The organism is Yimella radicis (assembly GCF_054778255.1).
This window is the reverse complement of the sequence record NZ_BAAGZR010000025.1, coordinates 403,256-424,834: the sequence shown is the minus strand read 5'-3', so window position 1 is coordinate 424,834 and position 21,579 is coordinate 403,256. Positions and strand designations below refer to the sequence as shown.

The 21,579-nt window shown below is 66.9% G+C and carries 19 protein-coding genes, 2 tRNA genes and 1 pseudogene; 12 read left to right on the top strand and 10 right to left on the bottom strand.

Annotated elements, in window-relative coordinates; translation table 11 throughout:
- The first annotated feature begins 359 nt into the window (after positions 1–359).
- Both cysK and epsC read left to right on the top strand, forming a co-directional pair.
- A complete protein-coding gene (cysK, locus tag ACYU8W_RS15095) occupies positions 360–1,292 on the top strand; it encodes a cysteine synthase A (RefSeq protein ID WP_129624303.1) in 933 nt (310 codons plus the stop codon).
- An 83-nt stretch (positions 1,293–1,375) separates the two neighbouring features.
- Positions 1,376–2,002 carry a serine O-acetyltransferase EpsC gene (gene epsC, locus ACYU8W_RS15090; RefSeq protein WP_141927436.1) on the top strand — a complete coding sequence of 209 codons (627 nt, stop codon included), beginning with the start codon at positions 1,376–1,378 and terminating at the stop codon, positions 2,000–2,002.
- 80 nt (positions 2,003–2,082) lie between these two features.
- Here the strand turns inward: epsC and ACYU8W_RS15085 are convergent, their stop codons facing one another.
- A complete protein-coding gene (locus ACYU8W_RS15085; RefSeq protein ID WP_168990111.1) occupies positions 2,083–2,358 on the bottom strand; it encodes an HU family DNA-binding protein in 276 nt (91 codons plus the stop codon).
- Positions 2,359–2,553: 195 nt separating this feature from the next.
- The gene (locus ACYU8W_RS15080; protein ID WP_141927437.1) at positions 2,554–2,979 is read right to left on the bottom strand and encodes a hypothetical protein; all 426 of its coding nucleotides are present in this window, start codon (positions 2,977–2,979) and stop codon (positions 2,554–2,556) included.
- 134 nt (positions 2,980–3,113) lie between these two features.
- Between ACYU8W_RS15080 and ACYU8W_RS15075 the strand changes: the two genes are divergently transcribed.
- Positions 3,114–3,203, top strand: a tRNA-Ser gene (locus tag ACYU8W_RS15075).
- A gap of 4 nt (positions 3,204–3,207) precedes the next feature.
- Here ACYU8W_RS15075 and ACYU8W_RS15070 read toward each other — a convergent pair.
- Positions 3,208–4,140 carry an NAD(P)H-hydrate dehydratase gene (locus ACYU8W_RS15070; RefSeq protein ID WP_499470310.1) on the bottom strand — a complete coding sequence of 311 codons (933 nt, stop codon included), beginning with the start codon at positions 4,138–4,140 and terminating at the stop codon, positions 3,208–3,210.
- Complete coding sequence (locus tag ACYU8W_RS15065; RefSeq protein WP_499470308.1) at positions 4,130–4,885, bottom strand: histidine phosphatase family protein; 756 nt, start codon at positions 4,883–4,885, stop codon at positions 4,130–4,132. The genes ACYU8W_RS15070 and ACYU8W_RS15065 overlap by 11 nt, the downstream gene beginning before the upstream one ends.
- 284 nt (positions 4,886–5,169) lie before the next feature.
- Here ACYU8W_RS15065 and ACYU8W_RS15060 point away from each other — a divergent pair.
- The 4 genes and pseudogenes from ACYU8W_RS15060 to ACYU8W_RS15045 form a co-directional block, all read left to right on the top strand.
- Positions 5,170–5,349, top strand: a pseudogene (locus tag ACYU8W_RS15060) (DUF1345 domain-containing protein); the annotation flags it as partial.
- A gap of 11 nt (positions 5,350–5,360) precedes the next feature.
- Positions 5,361–6,242 carry a crotonase/enoyl-CoA hydratase family protein gene (locus ACYU8W_RS15055; protein ID WP_141927441.1) on the top strand — a complete coding sequence of 294 codons (882 nt, stop codon included), beginning with the start codon at positions 5,361–5,363 and terminating at the stop codon, positions 6,240–6,242.
- Positions 6,232–7,221, top strand: coding sequence for a cation diffusion facilitator family transporter (locus tag ACYU8W_RS15050; RefSeq protein ID WP_499470306.1), 990 nt, complete (start codon positions 6,232–6,234; stop codon positions 7,219–7,221). Before ACYU8W_RS15055 ends, ACYU8W_RS15050 begins: the two co-directional genes overlap by 11 nt.
- A 39-nt stretch (positions 7,222–7,260) precedes the next feature.
- Positions 7,261–8,514, top strand: coding sequence for a GNAT family N-acetyltransferase (locus ACYU8W_RS15045; RefSeq protein ID WP_499470304.1), 1,254 nt, complete (start codon positions 7,261–7,263; stop codon positions 8,512–8,514).
- A gap of 6 nt (positions 8,515–8,520) precedes the next feature.
- On the opposite strand, the gene ACYU8W_RS15040 is transcribed toward ACYU8W_RS15045, so the two are convergent.
- Entirely contained in the window at positions 8,521–9,678 is a 1,158-nt protein-coding gene (locus ACYU8W_RS15040) for a PRC-barrel domain-containing protein (RefSeq protein WP_499470302.1), read from the bottom strand.
- A gap of 206 nt (positions 9,679–9,884) precedes the next feature.
- Between ACYU8W_RS15040 and ACYU8W_RS15035 the strand changes: the two genes are divergently transcribed.
- Complete coding sequence (locus ACYU8W_RS15035; RefSeq protein ID WP_129624283.1) at positions 9,885–10,247, top strand: hypothetical protein; 363 nt, start codon at positions 9,885–9,887, stop codon at positions 10,245–10,247.
- A 336-nt stretch (positions 10,248–10,583) separates the two neighbouring features.
- On the top strand, positions 10,584–10,787 hold the full coding sequence (locus ACYU8W_RS15030) for a cold-shock protein (protein WP_129624281.1): 204 nt from the start codon (positions 10,584–10,586) through the stop codon (positions 10,785–10,787).
- Between the two features lie 97 nt (positions 10,788–10,884).
- Here the strand turns inward: ACYU8W_RS15030 and ACYU8W_RS15025 are convergent, their stop codons facing one another.
- Complete coding sequence (locus tag ACYU8W_RS15025) at positions 10,885–12,795, bottom strand: penicillin-binding transpeptidase domain-containing protein (RefSeq protein WP_499470299.1); 1,911 nt, start codon at positions 12,793–12,795, stop codon at positions 10,885–10,887.
- Positions 12,796–12,834: 39 nt separating this feature from the next.
- Positions 12,835–14,421 (bottom strand): LCP family protein, encoded by a 1,587-nt coding sequence (locus tag ACYU8W_RS15020; protein ID WP_499470297.1) that lies wholly within the window; start codon positions 14,419–14,421, stop codon positions 12,835–12,837.
- Positions 14,422–14,668: 247 nt separating this feature from the next.
- Between ACYU8W_RS15020 and ACYU8W_RS15015 the strand changes: the two genes are divergently transcribed.
- Positions 14,669–14,758: transfer RNA gene (locus tag ACYU8W_RS15015), tRNA-Ser, on the top strand.
- 53 nt (positions 14,759–14,811) lie between these two features.
- Here the strand turns inward: ACYU8W_RS15015 and ACYU8W_RS15010 are convergent.
- From ACYU8W_RS15010 to ACYU8W_RS15000, 3 genes are all read right to left on the bottom strand, one after another.
- Positions 14,812–16,317: a sensor histidine kinase gene (locus tag ACYU8W_RS15010; RefSeq protein WP_499470295.1), complete on the bottom strand. Its 1,506-nt coding sequence runs from the start codon at positions 16,315–16,317 to the stop codon at positions 14,812–14,814.
- Between the two features lie 7 nt (positions 16,318–16,324).
- The gene (locus ACYU8W_RS15005) at positions 16,325–17,047 is read right to left on the bottom strand and encodes a response regulator transcription factor (protein WP_129624275.1); all 723 of its coding nucleotides are present in this window, start codon (positions 17,045–17,047) and stop codon (positions 16,325–16,327) included.
- Positions 17,048–17,169: 122 nt separating this feature from the next.
- Positions 17,170–18,897 carry a glycerol-3-phosphate dehydrogenase/oxidase gene (locus ACYU8W_RS15000; protein WP_499470293.1) on the bottom strand — a complete coding sequence of 576 codons (1,728 nt, stop codon included), beginning with the start codon at positions 18,895–18,897 and terminating at the stop codon, positions 17,170–17,172.
- 219 nt (positions 18,898–19,116) lie between these two features.
- Between ACYU8W_RS15000 and ACYU8W_RS14995 the strand changes: the two genes are divergently transcribed.
- Positions 19,117–19,854 (top strand): MIP/aquaporin family protein, encoded by a 738-nt coding sequence (locus tag ACYU8W_RS14995; protein ID WP_168990109.1) that lies wholly within the window; start codon positions 19,117–19,119, stop codon positions 19,852–19,854.
- A gap of 79 nt (positions 19,855–19,933) precedes the next feature.
- Positions 19,934–21,484, top strand: coding sequence for a glycerol kinase GlpK (glpK, locus tag ACYU8W_RS14990; protein ID WP_141927451.1), 1,551 nt, complete (start codon positions 19,934–19,936; stop codon positions 21,482–21,484).
- The last annotated feature ends 95 nt before the right edge of the window (positions 21,485–21,579 follow it).

Here is a 21,579-nt window from a genome sequence, read left to right as displayed (position 1 = left end):
GCACGCATCCTAACGATCGGTTACTCGCAAGTACTCGGCGTCGGTTCTCGATGGAAGATCGACCCCGTCCGGACAGGGTCCATCTTCCATCGCAGTTTGTCAGGCTGGACGTCAAGTCGCGCGCATATCGCAGTCTCGGTATGCACAGGCGCTGCCGGGCGGATCAACGAAGTGGAAGATCCGACCTACCGGGGCAGGGTCGATCTTCCATCCGAGTCGACGCGTCTCAGGGACTGTGACGGGGTGGCGTCCGTGCTCCCCGGTTATATAACCTGGCATTGGAATAGTCATAACGGGGAGGACGTTATGACTGGACGACTGACCCGAGCCTTTCGGCTCACGACAGAAGGCGAATCACTGTGCCCATCCTGAACGATGTGACCGAGGCGATCGGCAACACTCCGCTGGTCAAGATCAACCGGATCATCGACGAGCCCGGCGTGACCGTCGCGGCCAAGCTCGAGTTCAACAACCCCGGCGCGTCCGTGAAGGACCGCATCGGTGCCGCCATCATCAAGGCCGCCGAGGAGTCCGGCGAACTGAAGCCGGGCGGGACGATCGTCGAGGCGACGTCGGGCAACACCGGGATCGCACTGGCGATGGTCGGCGCGGCCAAGGGCTACAAGGTCGTGCTGGCGATGCCCGAGACGATGTCCGCCGAGCGCAAGGGCCTGCTCAAGGCGTTCGGCGCAGAACTCGTCCTCACTCCTGGTTCGGAGGGCATGAAGGGCGCTGTGAACAAGGCGAACGAGATCGTCGCCGGGCGTGCGGGCGCCGTGCTGGCTCGTCAGTTCGCGAACGAAGCGAACCCGAAGGTGCACCGCGAGACCACCGCAGAGGAGATCTGGCGCGACACCGACGGCAAGGTCGATATCGTCGTCGCAGGCATCGGCACCGGTGGCACCGTCACCGGTGTGGGTCAGGTGCTCAAGGAGCGCAAGCCGGACGTGCAGATCGTCGCGGTCGAGCCGGAGGAGTCCCCGATCCTGAACGGCGGCCAGCCCGGCCCGCACAAGATCCAGGGCATCGGCGCCAACTTCGTCCCCGAGATCCTCGACACCGAGATCTACGACGAGGTCATCGACATCAACGCGGCCACCTCCGTCGAGTGGGCCCGCAAGGCCGCCACCCAGGAAGGCCTGCTGGTCGGCCTCTCCTCGGGCGCAGCGCTCGCTGCTGCGGCCCAGGTCGCTGCGCGGCCGGAGAACAAGGGCAAGACGATCGTCGTGATCATCCCCAGCTTCGGTGAGCGCTACCTGTCCACGATCCTCTTCGAGGGCATTCTCGACTGATCCGCCGGCCGTGGCGCGCGGTACGGAATCGTCCGTGCGCTGCGGCTGTTGTCCTTCCCGTGTCAGATGCAAGGAGTGAACCGATGGTGGTTCTGACGGGCGGCAGCGGAGTCCGCCGTAGCAGCGGTTCGCCGCTGCGTCGAGCGATCGACGAGGTTCGCGCTGACCTGGACGCGGCCATCGCCCGCGACCCGGCGGTCGACTCGCGAGTGGAGATGGCGCTCGCCTCTCCCGGCCTGCACGCGATCTGGACACACCGCGTCTCACACTCGATGTGGAAGCGCGGCGGACGCTGGAAGCTGCCGGCGCGCATGCTCTCCCAGGCATCCCGCGCGGTGACGGGTGTCGAGATCCACCCCGGCGCGCAGATCGGCAAGCGGTTCTTCATCGACCACGGGATGGGGGTCGTCATCGGCGAAACGGCCGAGATCGGCAACGACGTGATGATGTACAACGGCGTCAACCTCGGGGGCCGCACCTTCGCGAAGGTGAAGCGCCACCCGACGCTGGCGGACGGTGTCACCGTCGGAGCCGGCGCTCGCATCCTGGGTCCGGTGACCGTCGGCGCCGGTTCTGCGGTCGGCGCGAATGCCGTCGTGGTGAAGGACGTGCCGGCGCAGTCCACCGCGGTCGGGGTCCCCGCCGTCGTCCGGCCCAACCAGCCGGCCGCTGCGCTCGACCCCTTCGCGGATCCGGCGCTCTACATCTGAGCAGAGGTCAACAGTCGCACACGCATGAACGAAGGCCCGCCCCCATCATGGGAGCGGGCCTTCGACGTGGTGCGGGGGACTCAGCCCTTCGCGGCAGCCTTGAGCTTGGAGCCCGCGGTGACCTTGGCGGCCTTCGACGCGGCGATCTCGATCGCTTCGCCGGTCTGCGGGTTGCGGCCGGTGCGAGCGGCGCGGTCCACGACCTCGATGGTCAGCAGACCCGGCAGCTGGATCTTCTCACCGCGGCCAACAGCCTCGAGGATGACGTCATTGAGACCGCCGATGACCGCGTTGGCGTCCTTGACGCTGACGCCGGTGCGCTGAGCAATCGTGCTGGCGAGGTCAGTCTTGTTCATCGATATTCCTTGTCTGTGTTAATCAGGACGGGACTCGATGTCTCCGTCTGACTTGTTTCGCTGCGTGGTTACCCCCGTAGCGTTGGCAGTTCACCACAGTAACCGCGAAAAACCGCGGATTTGTGCGGGTGTGCCGTCGGCTTCACCGTACGGGAAGGCGTCGTGACGTCAACCCGACGCGCTGAGGCCGGGCCCTCAGTTGGCGTCGAAGCCGGGGTCGGTCTTGGGCAGCTTGGCGTCGTCCGACAGCGTCGTGGACGTCTGCTTGGTCGAGCCGCTGTCGGTGTCGGCGGACGGTGCCACGCCGGCGTCGTCGCCTGCAGCGAGTTCACCCTCCACAGTTTCACCGGGCTTGCCATGCCTCGCAGCCGAATATCCAGCCGCCACAGCACTTTTCGCGGCTGTGCCCGCGCCCTTGATGGCCGCCTGGCCAGCTGCCGCAGCAACCTCGGGGCCACGCTCCTTGAGCGTCTGGGTGGCCTCGTCCTTCTTCTGCTGGACGGCCGGGTGCTGCCAGGCCTTACCGGCCTGAAGCTTGATCTGTTCGTATCGCTGCTCGCCTGCCCGCGCACCGGCCACATAACCGGCGGCGAACCCGGCGAGGAAGGAAATCTTTCCCATCGGGTCTCCTCTCGTCCTGCGGACGACCCTACTGATCGGCGCAGGACGGCTGGGGCCTGCGCCCTGTCGGCATTGAACGCGAATCCCGGACCGGCGGTGACCTAGGATGGGCGGGCTCCGGTCACCCGGAGCATGGAGGGCTCGCATAGTGGCCTAGTGCGGCGGTCTTGAAAACCGCTAAGTCGGTAACCCCGGCTTCGTGGGTTCGAATCCCACGCCCTCCGCCGATCAGTCCCCACGCAGGGTGCGCATCACCAGCGGCAGTTGTGGCGGGATCTCCGAGGCCAGGTAGCCCACGCGTCCGAACTGGGCAGCGAGCGCGTCGCCCGCCGCCGCGTGCACGTACTTCCCCCACACCAGCGACTGCACGAGTCCGGCGCCGCGGCTGAGCAGACCGGCAACCGCGCCGGCCACGACGTCGCCGCTGCCCGAGGTGCCGAGGCCGGTGTCGCCGGTGGTGACCTGCCACAGCCCGTCACCGTCGGTGATCCAGGTGTCGCAGCCGACCGCAGCGCCGTACAGACCTGCGGCGTCGATGATGCCCTCGGCCACGCGATCCTCGTCCACCTCGTCCTCGTCGAGCAGGTGGGCCAGCTCGCCTCGGTTGGGGGTGAGTGCGAGTCGTCCCGACAACCGGTCGCGCTCGGCTGTCGACAGGTCCGGCAGCACAGTCGCGCCGAACGCGTCCAACACGATCGGCACGTCGTCCGGAAGCAGTCGGACGATCTCGCTCAGCAAGCGGCCGGCACCGTCCGGGTTTCCCAGGCCCGGGCCGACGAGCACGCAGTCGGCACGTTCGAGATCCTTCGTCAGGTGCTGCTCGACCTGCTCGCCGGTGATCGCTCCCTCGGAGTCGTCGGCGAGCGAGGTCGCACCGGACTCCGGGACGGCCACCGCCACCTGCGCCGCGATGGACGCAGCCACCGCCAGGCTCAGGCGCCCGGCACCCATCCGCAGCGACGACAGTCCGGCGAGCATCGCCGCGCCGGGCGTGGCGCGGTCGCCGCCGACGACCAACACCTGGCCGCGGCTGTACTTGGTGCCGGACGGCTCCGGCAGGGTCCACGAACGCAGCAACTCTGGCGTGATCAGCCGAGGCTGTTCGCGCGAGCCGCCGCGTGCGTCGTCCGGGATCTTTTGCGAGACAGCGTCATTGGTCATTGCCGGCACCCACCTCATCCGAGGCGCCCGGTTGGGCGGTGACCTGCACGTTCTCCTCGCGCAGATGCTCGTTCAGGTTGTAATCGACGACCGTCCATCCGGTCGGCGACTCCTCGTCACTGCGCAGTCGGCAGATCGCGGCGTTGCCCATCGGATTCGTGCGCGCCCGGTCGAGCACGGACTCCTCGTCCAGGCCCTCGGCCACGTAACAGAAGAGCAGGTTCACCACGTCGTGGGCGGTGATCAGCACGGTGCCCTCGCCGACCAGGTGGCGGATGTCGGTGAGGACACTGCGGACCCGCTGCGTGACATCGGCCCACGACTCACCACCCGGGGGCCGGTAGTAGAACTTGCCGATCCAGTTACGGCGTTCCACTTCCTCGGGGTACTTCTCGCGGATGCCGGCCGCGGTCAACATGTCGGTGATTCCCATGTCGCGGTCGCGCAGCCGCTCGTCCACCCGGATGTCGACCTCGAGCCCCGCGCCGTCGAGTGCGGTCTGCAAGGTCTGGCGGGCGCGACGGTACGGACTGGTCCACGCGATGTCCGGACGCTCGGACTCGTCCAGTCGTGACAGCCATGCCCCGACCGCTGCGGCCTGCTCGTGGCCGAGTTCGGACAGCTCGATGTCGGGGTCGCGCACCGGGACGTCGATGCGCTCCAACTTGGCGCGCTCGGCGGACTCGGCCGCGACGTTGCCGACGGACTGACCGTGCCGGACGATGATCAGGTCGATGGGTGCCATTGCGCCAGCGTAGGTCTGGGCGGGCGCACCGGGTCGGGCGCGAGGCATTCGACTCGCCGTGCAGCATCTGGCGTCTCGCTGTTCTGCGGCGCCACACTTCGGTATCCAGGACACGCTCGGTGACGAGGTGCTCGGAACGCTGGGAGCTTTCGTCGGGGCGGTGGTCGTCTCACGACGTGTGGGAAAGGGTGCCGGAACAACCCACCGACCGGTCCGCTGAACCACTGCCGGAGCCAGTGAGCAGCATGATGGGGCCATGAGGTCGCTGCTAACCGCCCGCGTACCGTGACTTCTTCTACTTCAGTCACAACCTCGGTATGACCTACCAGGTGTCCGACACCGACGTCTCCAGCACGGACATCCGGTCGGTCGTCCTGCGGCACAGCCTGCTGTTCTACCTGTTCGGCACAGTCATCCTCGCGACCACGATCAACCTGGTCGCCGGTCTCGTCACCGGCAATTGAAAGGGCTCGACATGAGTTACGAAACGCTGACCCACACCCTGGACGACGGGGTCCTGACGATCACCCTCGACCGTCCCGAACAGCTGAACGCCTTCACGGTGACGATGGCCGACGAGCTCGAGCGGTCGTTCCGGGAGGTGAACGACAACGACGACGTCCGCGCGGTGATCGTGACCGGTGCCGGGCGGGCCTTCTGCGCCGGTATGGATCTGTCGGTGGGTGGCAACGTCTTCGGGCTCGATGAGTCCAAGCGCCCGGGCCTGGCAGACATGGAAGACCTGGCCGATCCGCGGATTGCACAGGTGCGCGACACCGGCGGACGGGTGACGCTTGCCATCCACGACTGCCGTAAGCCGGTGATCGCGGCCATCAACGGTCCGGCCGTGGGGATCGGCGCGACGATGACGTTGGCGATGGACGCGCGTCTGGTGTCGGAGAAGGCGCGGTTCGGGTTGGTGTTCGGCCGGATCGGGATCGTGCCGGAGGCGGCATCCACCTGGTTCCTACCGCGCATCGTCGGCATGGCCGACGCGATCGACCTCATGCTTTCTGCCGACATTCTGGACGCCGAGCAGACCGTCGCTCGGCGTCTTGCGAACGGCGTGCACGACACCGATGAGTTGCTCGGTGCTGCAAAGGAATTGGCTGACCGATGGACGAAGGGTCGGTCGCCGGTCGGCGTTGCGCTCACCCGCCAGATGATCCGGCGCAACAGCGCTTACGAGCACCCGGTCGAGGCACATCGCGTCGATTCGCTCGCGATGTTCTGGACGAGTGTCGGCGACGGCAAGGAAGGTGTGGCAGCGTTCCTGGGCAAGCGTGCTGCGGAGTACCAAGGACGCGCCTCGCAGCTGCCCGACTTCTACGACGAGTGGCTGTCGCGTGGGCAGTGACGCCAAGGCGGCGACCAAGGACGAGTCGCTGCTCACCGTCATCGTCGCGTTCGCCGCGAACCTGCTGATCGCGATCGCCAAGACCGTCGTCGCAGTCATCACCGCGTCGGCCTCGATGATAGCCGAGGCTGCGCACTCGTGGGCCGACACCGGCAACGAGGTCTTTCTGCTCATCGGCACCCGCAAGGCTGCCAAGAAACCGGACGACGATCACCCGCTCGGTTACGGCCGCGTCGGCTACGTCTGGTCGATGTTCGCCGCGTTCGGGTTGTTCACGGTGGGTGCCGCGGTGTCGATCTGGCACGGCATCCAGTCGCTCGGCGCGACCGAGCAGGAGACCCCGTCCTACCTGTGGGCGTACGTCGTGCTGGCCATCGCGTTCGTGCTGGAAGGAACCTCGTTCCTGCAGGCCCTGCGGCAGACCCGCAAGAACGCGGCCCAACGGCGGCTCGCGCCGCTGCGGTACATCCACATCACGTCCAACCCCATGCTGCGCGCGGTGTTCGCCGAGGACGCTTCGGCGTTGATCGGCCTGATCATCGCCGCCTGCGGCATCGGTCTGCATCAGGTGACAGGCGACCCGATCTGGGACGCGATCGGCTCGATCGTCGTCGGCATCCTGCTCGGCGTCGTCGCGGTCTTTCTGATCGCTCGCAACATGGACTTCCTCACCGGCGAGAACGTCACGCCGCTGGTCCGGAACGCGGCCCTCGCCGGACTGCTCGATCACCCCGAGGTCGAACGGGTCAGCTACCTGCGCATGGAGTGGATCGGGGCAGACCAGCTGTACTTGGTGGCCGCCGTCGACCTGATCGGCGACCGCCCGGAGCCGCATCTCGCGCGAACCCTCGCCGGCATCGCCGACGACCTGCAGGAACGTCCTGAGATCGTCCGTGCGGTACTGACCCTCACCCGTCCGGACGACACCACCGACCTGCGTCCGGGTGAACTGCCGGCCTGGTACCTCGCGGCTCGTTAACCGGTTGCTGCGCGCACGTGCGTCTGCGAGCGTGACTGCATGAGCGACACCACCATCCGCCGGATCGAACCGGGCGACGCCGACTGGTTCCTGGCTGCGGACGAACTCGTCTGGGCCGACGACGAAGCCGGCGATCGGCAGGATCGCCTGCAGAACACCCCGACACGGGCCGGCTTCGCAGCCGAGCAGGACGGTGAACTCGCCGGGATCAGCGCGTCGTGGGACATCGAGCTGGCGGTGCCGAGCGGGATGACCGGGAGTCGCCTGGTGCCGGCCGAGGGCCTCACCTGGGTCGGCGTCCACCCCGACCACCGTCGCCGGGGCGTCCTGAGCGCGATGATGCGCCACCACCTGCGTTGGACGCGCGACGAAGGCCGTTCACTCGCCGCGCTCAAGGCGTCCGAGCCCGGCATCTACGGACGCTTCGGCTACGGCCTGGCTGCGCAGTCACTCAAGGCGAAGTTCGGCCGGGGCGCCCAGTTCGCCGCTCCCTCAGAGGTTTCCGATCTGGCGGACGCAACCCGCACGACCTTCCGGACTGCTTCCCCCGACGACGCGCAGCGATTACACGCACTGATGCGCCGCTGCGCCGTCGAGGGTGCTTGCGGAGCAGTGGTCCGTCACATCGATGACCTGCGACGGCTGCTCACCGACATACCCGAACAGCGCAGGGACAGGGAGCGTAACCGTCTGCTGTGGGCGACGCGGGACGGCAAGGACGTCGGTTACGCCTTGCTGCGCCGCACCCACAAATGGGACGACGGGTTGCCCGGCGGTGAGATCGACGTGTTCATGTTCGGTTCGACCGACACCGGTGCGCGCCTGGCGCTGATGCGCCGACTCGTCGACTTCGACCTGATGGGTTCGGCCATCAACTGGATGCCGCTGGACGACCCGTTGCTGCTGTGGAGCCCGTCGCCGCGTGGCCTCGGCAGCGGCGTGACCGACTCGTTGTGGCTGCGCATCGTCGACCTGTCCGCCGCTATCGCCGAACGTGGGTTCGCCGCGCCGTGCGACGTCCGAATCGCTGTGCAGGACAAGCTCATCGAAGAGAACGACCGTGTCTGGCACTGGGTGGTCGACGCCGACGGTACGGGTGCCCTCGAGCCGGCGGCGGGCGAGGCCGACCTCAGTCTCGACATCGTCGACCTCGGTGCTGTCTGGCTCGGGGGTCAGACGCTCGGCGCACGGCACGCTGCCGGCTTCGTCAGGGAAACCAGCGAGGGAGCGGTCGCTGCCCTGGACGCAGCCTTGCGGACCGCGAGCCAGCCGACGAAGGCGGTCGACTTCTGACCGAGCTCAGTCGGCCGGGTGGAAGCCGGCGTTCTGCGCGGCGGTCTCGTCCACGAACCAGACGTCGGCGTCGCGTTCCCACTCGGCTTCCGATCCGCCACGGAAGGACATCGTGTCCTGCCAGGCGCGAATCGGGTGGCCGAGCGGCTGCGCGCCGTCATCGATCGCAGCGGCGGAGCCGATGCCGTACCCGCCGTCACGAACCTCGTCGTAGTCGCTGACCCGTCGCCCGCCGGTGCCGTCGGCACGAGCCCCGCCGGGGAACGGTCCGTCGTGGGGGCCGGGCTCGACCGCCGCCGCCGGGATGTCCGTCGCCGGGAGCTCCTGCTCCTGCTCCACATCCGGCGTCGAGCGGTGCACGCCCGGCAGATCGCCGTCAGGGTTGTCGTCATCGATTCCGATCGAGCGCGGCGTCGCCTCGGCGTGCTCGCGTCCTGCGCCGGTGTACGCATCACCGGGGGAGTCGGGCACCGCGCCCGCAGCACCGCCGGCGACCGCCGCCTCGTTCTGAGGCTTCTCGTCGACGAGTGCCTCGTCCGGTGCGTCGTGCGCCTCGATCTCTTCGGCGGACTCGACCGTCACCGGGTAGTCGTCGGACGACGTCGTGGTCCCCGCGTACACACCGTCACCGCGGGAGACGGCGTCCGGATCACCGACAGTCGCCGGTGTCCGGGCTTCCCGCTCGTCGCTCGACCCGACGGCCGCGCCGCTTGCTGCCCCGGCGGCGGCTGCTTGACCGGCGCGTCGATCGGCGTCCGTGTTCTCGGCGCTCACACCCTCGCCGGCCTCGTCCTGCCGGGAGCCGGCTGAACCTTGCCAGCCGTGCCGGCGGTAGTACTGGTGGAGTTCGCCTTCCTCGCTGCTGGACAGGTGGTCGTCCGAGTCGACGCGGGGTGAGTTCTTCACCACGTCCCGGGTGAACGGCACGCGGATCTCATCGCCACCGAGGTCGACGCCGTCGAGCGGCACCAACGACTCACGCGTGCGGAACAGGCCGGTACGCACGCAGGCCCAGGAGGGGCGACCGGTGGTGTCGTGGACGTAGATCTGATCGACCCCGCCGATGCGTTCGCCCTCGCTGTCGAGAACGGTTGCGCGAGTGAGGCGCTGAAGTTCCTCGTCGGAGATGCGGCGGGCCTCGTGCGGTGAGTTGTCGTGAGCCATAGGGATCCCTCATTCCTCGGGCGACTGTGTCCGAGCGCTGCGCGAACCCGGACTCCTGTCGATCGTGGCACAGCCCCGGTTCCGATTGGCCGTCCTGGGACGGGTCAGATGCGGCAGTGTGCGCCGAACCACAGTGACCGGCAAGGGCCGATCACGACGCCGTGTCTGCGACGATCGGACAAAACCACAGCGGAAGGTGATCGAACATGAATGACGCACCGATCGGGCGCACCGTCGTCCTCAACAAGGGTTTCGTCGACTCGTTGTCCAAGGGGCAGCTGCAGGCGTACGTCCAGGTCCTTGTCGACGCTTCGGAGAACCATCCTGACGCCGACAAGGAGATCCTGCGCGAAGAGCTCGAACGCAGCTTCCAGCGCATCGGCGTCGAGATCTCTCCGGTCGAGATCGACCGCACCGCAGAGCAATTGGTGGGTGAGGGTGCAGCACCGCTGACCATCTCGACCAATGACGGCACGATCTTGTTCGAGCGGGAGGAGCGCAGTTCCGCAGAGCCGACCCAGGAGACTCACGCAGACCCCGCCGACCCGGAGCGGCCGCTGTATTCCTGAACCCGGTAGGTCCTGTCGCGCGAACCGGACGTCCGGCGACCCCACAGTCATGCAGGGTCATGCAGGGTTCGCCGGACGTTCATTTTCGCCTCGCCCGCGGTCGCCTGCGGGGTGAATTTCGGCGTCCTTGACCATTTCTTGAACATTTTCGGTTTTCTTCGACCGTGCCCTATCGGCCAGCCCGTGCTAACGTCAGTCTCGTTGCAGTTGCAGTTCCTCGTAAGACGAAGTGCCCGCCGACAGGTGGGCATTTGCATGTTCGGGGGCGGTTTCGGCAACACAGTTCCTGCCGACTTGGTGGGAATGAAACCGTACACAGATTGAGAGTTACCCCGCATGGCACAAGGAACCGTCAAGTGGTTCAACGCGGAAAAGGGCTTCGGCTTCATTGCGCAGGATGGTGGCGGCCCGGACGTTTTCGTCCACTACTCCGCTATCCAGACCCAGGGCTACCGCAGCCTTGAGGAAGCGCAGCGCGTCGAGTTCGACATCACCCAGGGCGACAAGGGCCCGCAGGCGAGCAACGTCGTCGCGGTCTGAGTTCACCTCAGTATGGTGATGGCAAGCAACATCTGAGACTTTCACCAGCGAAACCGCCCCGGCATCTGCCGGGGCGGTTTCGTGTCTTCGGCCGGCGTCAGCTGCGCGCGAGCAGGGACAGGAAGTCGCGTGCGACCGGCGCCGCGACCGTGCCGCCACCCTTACCGGCCGGAACATCGGCGACCAGGACGGCAAACGCCACATTGCCCTGCCAGCCGGCCAACCAGGCGTGGGCACCGGCTTTCCCACCTTCAAAGAACTCCGCCGTGCCGGTCTTCGCGTGGACCTCACCGCCGGGCACGCCCTCGACGAGCGTGGCGGTGCCGTCGGTGACTGTCAGCCGCATCATCTGCCTGATCGAGTTGACGATCCCGGCATCCAACGGCTTCGGCGTCCGGTCGCCGCCCTGGGCGGGGGATGTGACCAGAACCGGCGGCACGTAGCTGCCGCGCGCGATGGACGCGGCAACGCTCGCGATCATCATCGGTGAAGCAAGGATGCGTCCCTGCCCGATCGTCATCGCCGCCGTGTCGGTTGGCCCGGCGGACGCGGGGACGCTGCCGCTGTAGGCCCCGTTGACGCCGACCGACTTGCTCAGGTCGGTTCCGAACCCGAACAGCGAAGCCGCCTGCTGCAGATCGCTCGCACCGAACGGTTTCGTCGAGTTGACGAAGGCGGTGTTGCAGGAGTGCGCGAAGTCGTCGCGGAAACTGGGATCGCCGAGCGTCTCACCCTCGAAGTTGCGGAAGGCGCGGCCGTCGATCTTCGTCTCCTGCGGGCAGGCCACCTTGGTGTCGGGATTCAGCCCCTTCTTCAGCAGCTCGTACGCAGAGACGATCTTGAAGGTCGATCCGGGTGAGTAGCGACCGGTGACGGCCCGCTCCAGCCCGTACGTCGGTGCGTTGGCGGCCGCGAGGATGCCTCCCGTCGGGACGTCGATCGCCACGACCGCACCCACGGACCCCTCCGGCAGCGAGTCGAGCGCCTTCTCCGCAGCGGTCTGCACCTTCGGGTCGAGGGTGGTGCCCAGGTTCTTGCCGTCCTGTGCGCCGGCGCCGAAGAGCACCGCATCAGGCTGGGACCTCGCCGAGATCTTCAGCCCGGCCTTCGGCAGGAGCACCCCGTCGTACTGTCGTTGCAGCCCCGAGGTGCCGGCGAACATGCCTGACCGGTAAGTGCTCGGGTCCTTCTTGAGCATCTCGGCAGTGACCGGGCCGACTGCGCCGAGCAGGGGCTGCCCGAACGTACGGTTGGCTGCGAGCGGTTGCTTTCGCTCACGAACGATCGCCCCGGCAAGGTCGCGGATGCCCGACGATCGCTCCTCGTAGTCGTCCTTGCGGTAGGTGATGACATCGATCGTGGACTTCGACCCGGAAGCCTTCGCCGCTGTCACCTTGGCGCGCAGACCGCCGACGCCGGTGGTGTTCTCCAGCCGCCGGGCCGAGTCGAGGGTGGCCTTGGTCGGGTCGAGCGAGATGTCATACACCGACTGGTTGGTCATGATCGCGGCGTTGTCCCGGCCGCGGATCTCCCCGCGCAGGCCGCTGTCCAGATCGACCACGAATGCGTCGTTCGCCTGCAACTTGGGGTGCCAGAGCGAGCGGTTGTTCGCCACGACACCCCAGCTGTCGCCGGACTTCTCCAGCTCGATCGGGTTCACCCAGCTGAACGTCCGGCCGCCCGAGACGGTCCAAGCGACGTTGACAACAGCCGTGGCGCGTTTGCCGTTGCGCTCGAACCCGGAGATCGAGGTCCGGACGTTGCCGTTGCCCAACTGCGCCGTGGTCGTGCGGAAGTCCTCGGCAGCGGCGGCGGGTTCGGTGCCGACGTAACTCGCCCGGTCGAGCTTGCGGTCCGACCACGCGCTCGCGAAGCTCGTCGCTGCGTTACGAGCGGCCTCGTCCAACTCCTGCTGCTCGGAACGTTCGTTCCAGAGCATGTAGCCCCCGGCTCCGGCGGCGATCATCAACCCTGCGGTCGTCGTTGCCAGGACTGTGCGTGCGCTCATCGATCCCTCTCGGCGTTTCAGGTGCCCGGCAGCTGCCCGTCAGCAGTGCTCCGCAGTGTCCGTGACCGGCTTCACACTGGTCGACTTGCTCGACGGCTCGGTGGTGGGGGAGGACGTCGTGGGGCTGGACGACGAGGTCGGGCTCGACGTCGAAGCGGTCGCGCCCGCCTTCGGGGCCTTGGGGTCGTGCGGGGTGTTGATCGCGGTCTTGACCATGGAGCGGATCTTCGCGAAGTCGGGGTTGTAGTGCTTGACCGAGTCGGTGACGTTGACCGTGCGCGAGTTGCCGCTCTTCATGCGATCCACCAGTTCGGCGAACGCAGGGAGCTCGTCCTGGGGGACGTCCAGACGGATGTTCTGCCCGGCAGCTTCCATGATGCCGGTGAACTTCGTGACCATTTTGAACGGATCGGTCTGGGAGACAAGAGCGTTCACCATGCAGCGTTGACGACGCATGCGGTCGTCATCGGTGCCGGCGACGCGGCTGCGGGCGTACCAGAGAGCGTTGCGACCGTCCAGCTTCTGATAGCCCGGCGCGATGTAACCGGTGATGCTGCCGGGGACGACGTAGCCGTTGACGACCTTCCCGCCGATCGGGATGCCCGGGGGCGGACCGGGGACGGTGATGTAGACGCCGCCCATCGCGTCCACGAGTTGCTGGAAGCCCGACATGTCGATGACCGCGGTGTAGTCGATGTGCAGACCGACGATCTCGCCGATGACCTCGCGCGTGGTGTCGAGACCGGGGTTGGCCTCGTCGGCGGGGAACTTGTCCTTGTTGTTGTCGGCCTCGACCCAGACGCCGTTCATCATGCATTCGGCGCCGGCGCCACCGCGCTCAGGGCAGTCGTAACCCTTGGGGAACAGGGCGTGCATCGGGTTGTTCTTGGGAAACGGCACCTTCTGCAGGTTGCGTGGGATCGAGATCAACGTGGTGTCACCGGTCTTGGTGTCGATGCTGACGACCATCATCGAGTCGGTGCGCTGCTTGTACCGGTCGGTGCCGGCGTCCGAGCCCAACAGCAGCATGTTGACCCGAGGAACCGACTTCCACGGATCGGAACCCGTCCCGGGACCGCGTGCAGGGCCGCCGCGTCCCTCGTACCGGTCGGTGAAGATCTTGTCGAACGCGCTGCGGGTGACCGTCACGTAACGCACTGCCTGCACGGCCGGCACGGCGACGATCAGCACCATCAGCGTGGTGAAACCGCGAAGCGCCCAGCGCATCTTCGAGGTCCACCGGCGTCCGGACGTCTCCTTCGCCGTCAACAAAATGCCGCTGATCCAGACCAGGGCACCGATGGCGATCAGGACGAGCAGCGAGATCAGACCCCGTTTGGTGGCGAACTTGGCCGCGCCGGCCAGCACACCGCCGCTGAACAGCACGAACCCCAGGACGATGGCCGTCACCGCAGCGCCCAGAGCCAGGACGACTCCGAGCCACTTGCGCCGGGTGCGCAGCAGCCCGATCCCGGGCCAGATGGTCGACAGACCGGTGAGGGCCAGTGCTCGCTTCAACTGCTCGGAGCGCACCTGCCGTACTTCGTGCCGGCTCAACTCCCGGCCGTCGCGTGTGGGCGTGGAAGCGTCGTCCTCGGTGGACACATTGCGGTCCTCGGTCGACATCGATTCCTTCTCACGCTGGTCGTACGGCCGTCCTCGTGGGCGCGGCCGCTCAGGCTGTGGTCGTTCTCCGGATGTTCTGTTGCACGACAATCCCCTGTAAGGGACGACGTGCACGGTACTGCGGTTGGTTCCCCCCTCGAACCCATTTTGCAGGTACTCGCCGTAGCGGGGTAGCCTGACCGGGCTGCCGTCCATGGTGCCTCGTCGTTGCTCGATGAGCAACGTGAGACATCGCACGGCAAGCGGAGGAGGCGTCGCCTAGTCAGGTCTATGGCGCCCGCCTGCTAAGCGGGAGCGGTCTTAAAGCCGCACGCGGGTTCAAATCCCGCCGCCTCCGCCGATCGACAAGGGCTCCCCGACCGGGGAGCCCTTGTCTCGTTCTGCGGGGGCTCATCGAGGCAGCCGGATCAGGAAGATCGTGTCGCCGGGCCGCGACGTCACCGACACGGCACCGCCGTGTGAGCCCACCACCGCGTCGACGATCGACAAACCGAGACCCGTCGACCCTTCGGTGCGGGTACGCGCGCGATCGCCACGGGTGAAGCGTTCGAAGATGTGCGGCACGAGGTCCGGATCGATACCGGGCCCGTCGTCGCGCACCATCAGTTCCACGTGGTCCTCGAACTCGCGGACACCCGCCGTCACGGTCGTGCCGGCCGGCGTATGGCGTCGCGCATTCGCCAGCAGGTTGATCATCACCTGACGCAGCCGTGCCTCGTCGCCGATCATCTCGACCGCGTCCTGCGGCAGATCCAGGTTCCACCGGTGGTCACGTCCGGCGACCTGCGCATCGCTCACGGTCTCGATGAGCAGCATCGACAGATCGACCGGTTCGCGGTCGAGCGGGCGTCCGGAATCGAGTCGGGCCAGCAGCAGCAGGTCCTCGACGAGCGCGGTCATCCGGGTCGCCTCGGACTCGATGCGTCCGAGGGCGTGGGTGACCGAATCGGGCACCGGCTCGGGTTCGCGACGAGACAGTTCGGCGTAACCGCGGATGGACGCGAGCGGGGTCCGCAGTTCGTGCGAGGCGTCCGCGACGAAACGGCGGACGCGGGTCTCGCTCGCCTGGCGGGTGCTCAGGGCAGCGCCCATGTGGTCGAGCAGGTTGTTCAGCGCGTGGCCGACCTGACCCACCTCGGTGCGTGGGTCGGTGTCGCGCGGGTCGACACGCTCGACGATGTCGACCTCACCGCGGGACAGCTGCAACTGGGACACCTTCGTCGCAGTGCCCGCGACACGGCGCAGTGGTTCGAGGTTGCGCCGGATGAGGAATGCGCTCCCGAGGCCGACGATGAGCACGCCGAGCCCGCTGAGCAGCCCGACCGAGAACGCCGTCTTCGCGATGTTCTCCCGCACCGGCTCCAGCGGCAACCCCATGATCGTGACCACCTGCTCGGTCGAGCGTTCGCCGGTGTCGACCTTCATCACCCGCTGCGGATGCCGGACGGCAATCAGCCGGTAGTCGCCCGCGTCGTCGACGTGCACCGTCCGAGGGTTCGAGTCGAGGCCGACCGCGAGCAGTTGGTCGATCTGGGCGGGAGACAGGCGGGTTCGCTTGCCGGGCGCGTTGATCCAGGCGTCCGGGGTGTACTTGTCGGTGTCCGGGTCACGCGAGACCGTCGGGGTCGAGGTGTCTGCGAGCACGTCGAGGCGCAGCATCGAGCCGCCGGCGACACTTCCCTGCGGCCCTTGTGGTCCGGGTCCGGCTCGGTCGCCCGAATTGCTCAGAGCAGCATGGGAACTCGTCAACTGTTCGTCCACCTGGCCGAGCAGCGTCCGCTGCAGTTGCCAGACCGTCAACGCGCCGACGGTGGCCGTGACCAGGAAGAACAGCAACAGGACGCCTGCGACCAGTTTGGTGCGCAGCGTCCAGCGGCCGGGGGAGACAAGGGTCACCCGTGGATCACTTAGCCGGTTTCAGCACGTAGCCCGCGCCGCGCATCGTGTGGATCATCGGCTCGCGCCCGGCATCGATCTTCTTGCGCAGGTAGGAGATGTAGAGCTCGACCACGTTCGCCTGCCCACCGAAGTCGTAGTGCCACACCCGGTCGAGGATCTGCGCCTTGCTCAGCACCCGCTTCGGGTTGCGCATCATGAACCGCAATAGCTCGAACTCGGTTGCGGTCAAAGAGATCTCGGCGCCGTCCCTGATCACCTCGTGACTGTCCTCGTCCAGCGTGAGGTCACCCACCCGAAGTACCGAGGACGATTCCTGCACCATCTGGGTGGAGCGTCGGATCAGGGCGCGAACCCGAGCGACAACCTCTTCCAGCGAGAAGGGCTTGGTCACGTAGTCGTCGCCACCGGCGGTGAGTCCGGCCACCCGATCCTCGACGGCGTCCTTCGCGGTGAGGAACAGCACCGGCAGGGACGGGTCGCTGTCGCGCATCCGGCGCAGCACCTCGAGTCCGTCGAAGTCGGGCAACATCATGTCGAGCACGACGGCGTCCGGCTCGAACTCCTTCGCCGTCTTCACCGCGCTCGTGCCGGTCGCCGCGGTGCGGATCTGCCAGCCCTCGTAGCGCAGCGCCATGCCGAGCAGTTCGGTGAGGTTCGACTCGTCGTCGACCACGAGGACGCGCACCGGCGAGCCGTCGACGCGGGTGAGGGCAGGAGCGTTTGCCATGAGACCAGTGTGCATTTCACAGCTAGCCGACAGCTATTGCATTCCTGTGCGATTTCTATGACAAGTCAGTGATGGGCGAGCAACCGCGCTGCTCGCCCATCACTGTTCGATGCTGGCAGCGGTTATCGAGTCGCGAGCACTTGGCGCATGCCCGGACGGGTCTCCGGCGCCTCGTTGCGGCGTGCGTCGGACTCCTCGTCGGTGGTGAGTTCCTGGCTTTCGCGTTCGGCCTTCACCCGCTCCAGGTAGGCGTTGACCTCGTGTGCCTTCTTCGCGTCGTCCCAGCCGAGCACCGGTGCGATGAGGTCGGCTGCTTCCTGGGCGGCTTCGGTGCCGCGGTGCTTGGTCTCGATCGACATGCGGGTGCGCCGGGTGAGCACGTCGGCGAGGTGCAGCGCGCCTTCGTGGGTCGCGGCGTACTTGATCTCGGCGCGCAGGTAGGCCTCGGCGTTGGTCACCGGCTCGAGCAGCGACGGGTCCTCCTCGCCGAGTGCCAGCACCTCGTGCAGTTTCGATCCGTACCGGCCCAGCAGGTGCTCCACCCGCCACTCGGGCAGCCCGGTCTCGGCGGCGAGCTCGCCCTTGAGGTTGAGCATCGCCTGGTAGCCGTCGGCCCCGATGAGCGGGACGTTCTCGGTGACGGAGTCCTTGATCTGGCCGAGGTCTTCGGCAGTGGCGTCGACGGCGTCTTTGGCCATGACCCGGTAGGTCGTGTACTTACCACCGGCGATCGAGATCAAACCGGGCTCCGGACGGGCGACCGCGTGCTCACGAGACAACTGGCTGGTCGACTCGCTTTCGCCGGCGAGCAGCGGGCGCAGCCCGGCATAGACACCGAGGATGTCGTCCTTGGTCAGTGGGGTGGCCAGCACCTCGTTGACGTGCTCGAGGATGTACTCGATATCGGTTTTGGTGGCCGCCGGGTGGGCGACGTCGAGCGCCCAGTCGGTGTCGGTGGTGCCGATGATCCACTGCTGGCCCCACGGGATCACGAACAGCACCGACTTCTCGGTGCGAAGGATAAGGCCGACCTCGCCTGCGATGCGGTCGCGCGGAACGAGGATGTGCACGCCCTTGCTGGCGCGCACTCGGAAGCGTCCGCGTCCGCCGCTCATCTTCTGCACGTCGTCGGTCCAGACGCCGGTGGCGTTGATGACGACCTTGGCGCGCACCGTCTGGGTGGTGCCGGTGTCGACATCGCGCACGACCGCACCGACGACCCGGTCGGCTTCCTTGACGATCTCGACGACCTCGGTGCTGTTTCGCACGACCGCCCCGTAGTGTGCGGCGGTGCGGGCGACCATCATCGTGTGTCGGGCGTCGTCGGCCTGGGCGTCGAAATAGCGCACTGCGCCGACCATCGCGTCGGACTTCAGGCCGGGGAAGAGCTTCAGGGCACCGCCGCGCGTGAGGTGCTTCTGGCGCGGCACCGAGCGGGCACCGCCCATCTGGTCGTACATGGTCAACCCGGCCGCAACGTACGGACGCTCCCAGCCGCGGTGCGACAGGGGGTACAGGAACGGGACGGGGTGGACGAGGTGGGGAGCGATGCGGGTCAGCATCAACTCGCGTTCCTTCAGCGCCTCGGCCACCAGGCTGAAGTTGAGTTGTTCGAGGTAGCGCAGCCCGCCGTGGAAGAGCTTGCTGCTGCGCGAAGAGGTGCCGCTGGCGAAGTCGCGCGCCTCGACCAGTCCGGTGCGCAGTCCGCGGGTCGCTGCATCGAGCGCAATGCCGGCGCCGGTGACGCCGGCGCCGATGACCAGGACGTCGAACTCGCGTTCGCCGAGCTCGGCCCAGGCCTGCTCGTGTTCGGCCGGTCCGAGCTTGGCGTTGAATGGCTGCATGACCATGGGAATCTCCTGGCTGCCTCGACGAGTGTTCTGGTTCAACTGTAAACGAGTGGTCAACGTCGCCACCCACTGGCCACTACGGATGTAGAGGACCGAAAACGCGCCGGTCAATTGCGCTTAAGCCCTACGGACATGGGTTGACCTTTGGTAGAACATAGTCACATCTACGCCGAAGATCGCGGTCCGCGCTCTTCGCATACTGGGAGGAGGGGTTCAACGGTGAGCCTCGGAGCAGTATTTGTCAGTGAAGTGATCGGAACCGCGATCCTGCTGTTGTTGGGTTGTGGTGTCGTCGCGAACGTCGCTCTGCCGAAGAACAACGGTACGGACGGCGGTTTCCTGATGGTCAACTTCGGGTGGGGTCTCGCGGTCTTCGCGGGTGTCTACGCCGCCTGGAAGTCGGGCGCGCACCTCAACCCGGCCGTCACCATCGGTCTGCTCACTCAGAGCCTCGGTGACGAACCCGTGACCTACGCCAAGGGCGTGGAGATCACCGCCGCGTCCACCATGGTCTACCTGGCCGCCGAACTGATCGGTGCCTTCATCGGTGCTGTGTTGTGCTGGATGGCCTACAAGAAGCAGTTCGACGAGCGCGGTGAGGCCGGCTCGCTCGGCGTCTTCTCCACCGGCCCGCAGATCCGTTCCACCGGTTGGAACCTCGTGACCGAGGCCCTGGGGACCTTCGTTCTGGTCTTCATCATCATGATGTTCGGCAAGTCACCCGCAGGTCTCGGCCCGTTGGCCGTGGCGCTGCTCGTGGTCGGAATCGGTGCCTCGCTGGGTGGCCCCACGGGGTACGCCATCAACCCGGCGCGTGACCTCGGTCCGCGTATCGCGCACGCCGTGCTGCCGATCCCGCACAAGGACGACAGCAACTGGGGTTACGCGTGGATCCCGGTCGTCGGCCCGCTCCTCGGCGCCGTCGCTGCAGGTCTGCTCGCGATCGTCTACATGTGATCGGACGTGGGCCCGTCGCACCAGCGGCGGGACACTCCTCTCTTCCCCGCACGAAACTTTCGGCTAAGGAGCCACCGCAGTGAGCAAGTACATCGCTTCGATCGACCAGGGCACCACCAGCACGCGGTGCATGATCTTCGACCACGACGGCAAGGTCGTCTCGGTCGCACAGATGGAACACGAGCAGATCTTCCCCAAGGCCGGCTGGGTCGAGCACAACCCGGCCGAGGTCTGGGAGAACACCCGCAAGGTGAGCGCCGAGGCCATGGCCAAGGGAGACATCTCGCGCGGCGACGTCGCCGCGGTCGGCATCACCAACCAGCGTGAGACCGCGGTCGTCTGGGACAAGAACACCGGCGAGGCCGTCTACAACGCGATCGTCTGGCAGGACACCCGCACCGACAAGATCGTCGAGGAACTCGGCGGCTCCGAGGGTGCCGACAAGTACAAGGACAAGGTCGGCCTGCCGCTGGCCACCTACTTCTCCGGTCCGAAGGTCAAGTGGATCCTCGACAACGTCGAGGGCGCTCGCGAGAAGGCCGACAAGGGCGACCTGCTGTTCGGCAACATGGACACCTGGGTGTTGTGGAACATGACCGGCGGCTCGGACGGCGGTGTCCACGTCACCGACGTCACCAACGCCTCGCGCACCATGTTGATGGACTTGGACACCCTGCAGTGGGACGAATCCATCGCCAAGGACATGGGCATTCCGATGTCGATGCTTCCGGAGATCCGGTCGTCGTCGGAGGTCTACGGCAAGGGCCGGGAGAAGGGCTCCTTCCCGGGTGTGCCGATCGCGGGCATCCTCGGCGACCAGCAGGCCGCCACCTTCGGTCAGGTCTGTTACGAGCCCGGCACGGCGAAGAACACCTACGGCACCGGCAACTTCATGCTCCTCAACACCGGTGAGGAGAAGGTCATGAGCAAGAACGGCCTGCTCACCACCGTCTGCTACAAGATCGGGGACAACAAGCCGATCTACGCCCTCGAGGGTTCGGTCGCCGTCACCGGGTCGCTGGTGCAGTGGCTGCGCGACAACCTCAACCTGATCAGCTCGGCGCCAGAGGTCGAGGACCTCGCCAAGGGGGTCGAGGACAACGGTGACGTCTACATCGTCCCCGCCTTCTCCGGTCTGTTCGCCCCGCACTGGCGCTCCGACGCCCGCGGCGCGATCGTCGGCCTCACCCGGTTCGCGAACAAGGGCCACATCGCCCGTGCCGCGCTCGAGGCCGTCGCGTTCCAGAGCCGCGAGGTGATGGACGCGATGAACGCCGACTCCGGCGTCGACCTCACCGAGCTGAAGGTCGACGGCGGCATGGTGGTCAACGAGACCCTCATGCAGTTCCAGGCCGACATTCTCGGCGTGCCCGTCATCCGTCCGGTGATCAACGAGACCACCGCGTTGGGCGCGGCCTACGCGGCCGGCCTGGCCGTCGGTTTCTGGAAGGACGAGGACGAACTGCGCAAGCAGTGGGCCGAGGACAAGCGCTGGGAGCCGCAGATGGACGAGGCCGACCGCAAGCGTCTGTACGCCAAGTGGAACAAGGCCGTCCAGCGCACCCTCGACTGGGCCAAGGACGACGAGAAGCCGGAAGACGCGGTGTCGGAGGCCGACATCCAGCAGTAACCGACCGGTGGATGAGCCGTCGTGGCTGCGAGCGACGGATCGAAACCCGGACCAGAACCCAGGCCCCAGCCCCGACACGGCTGGGGCCTGGTTCT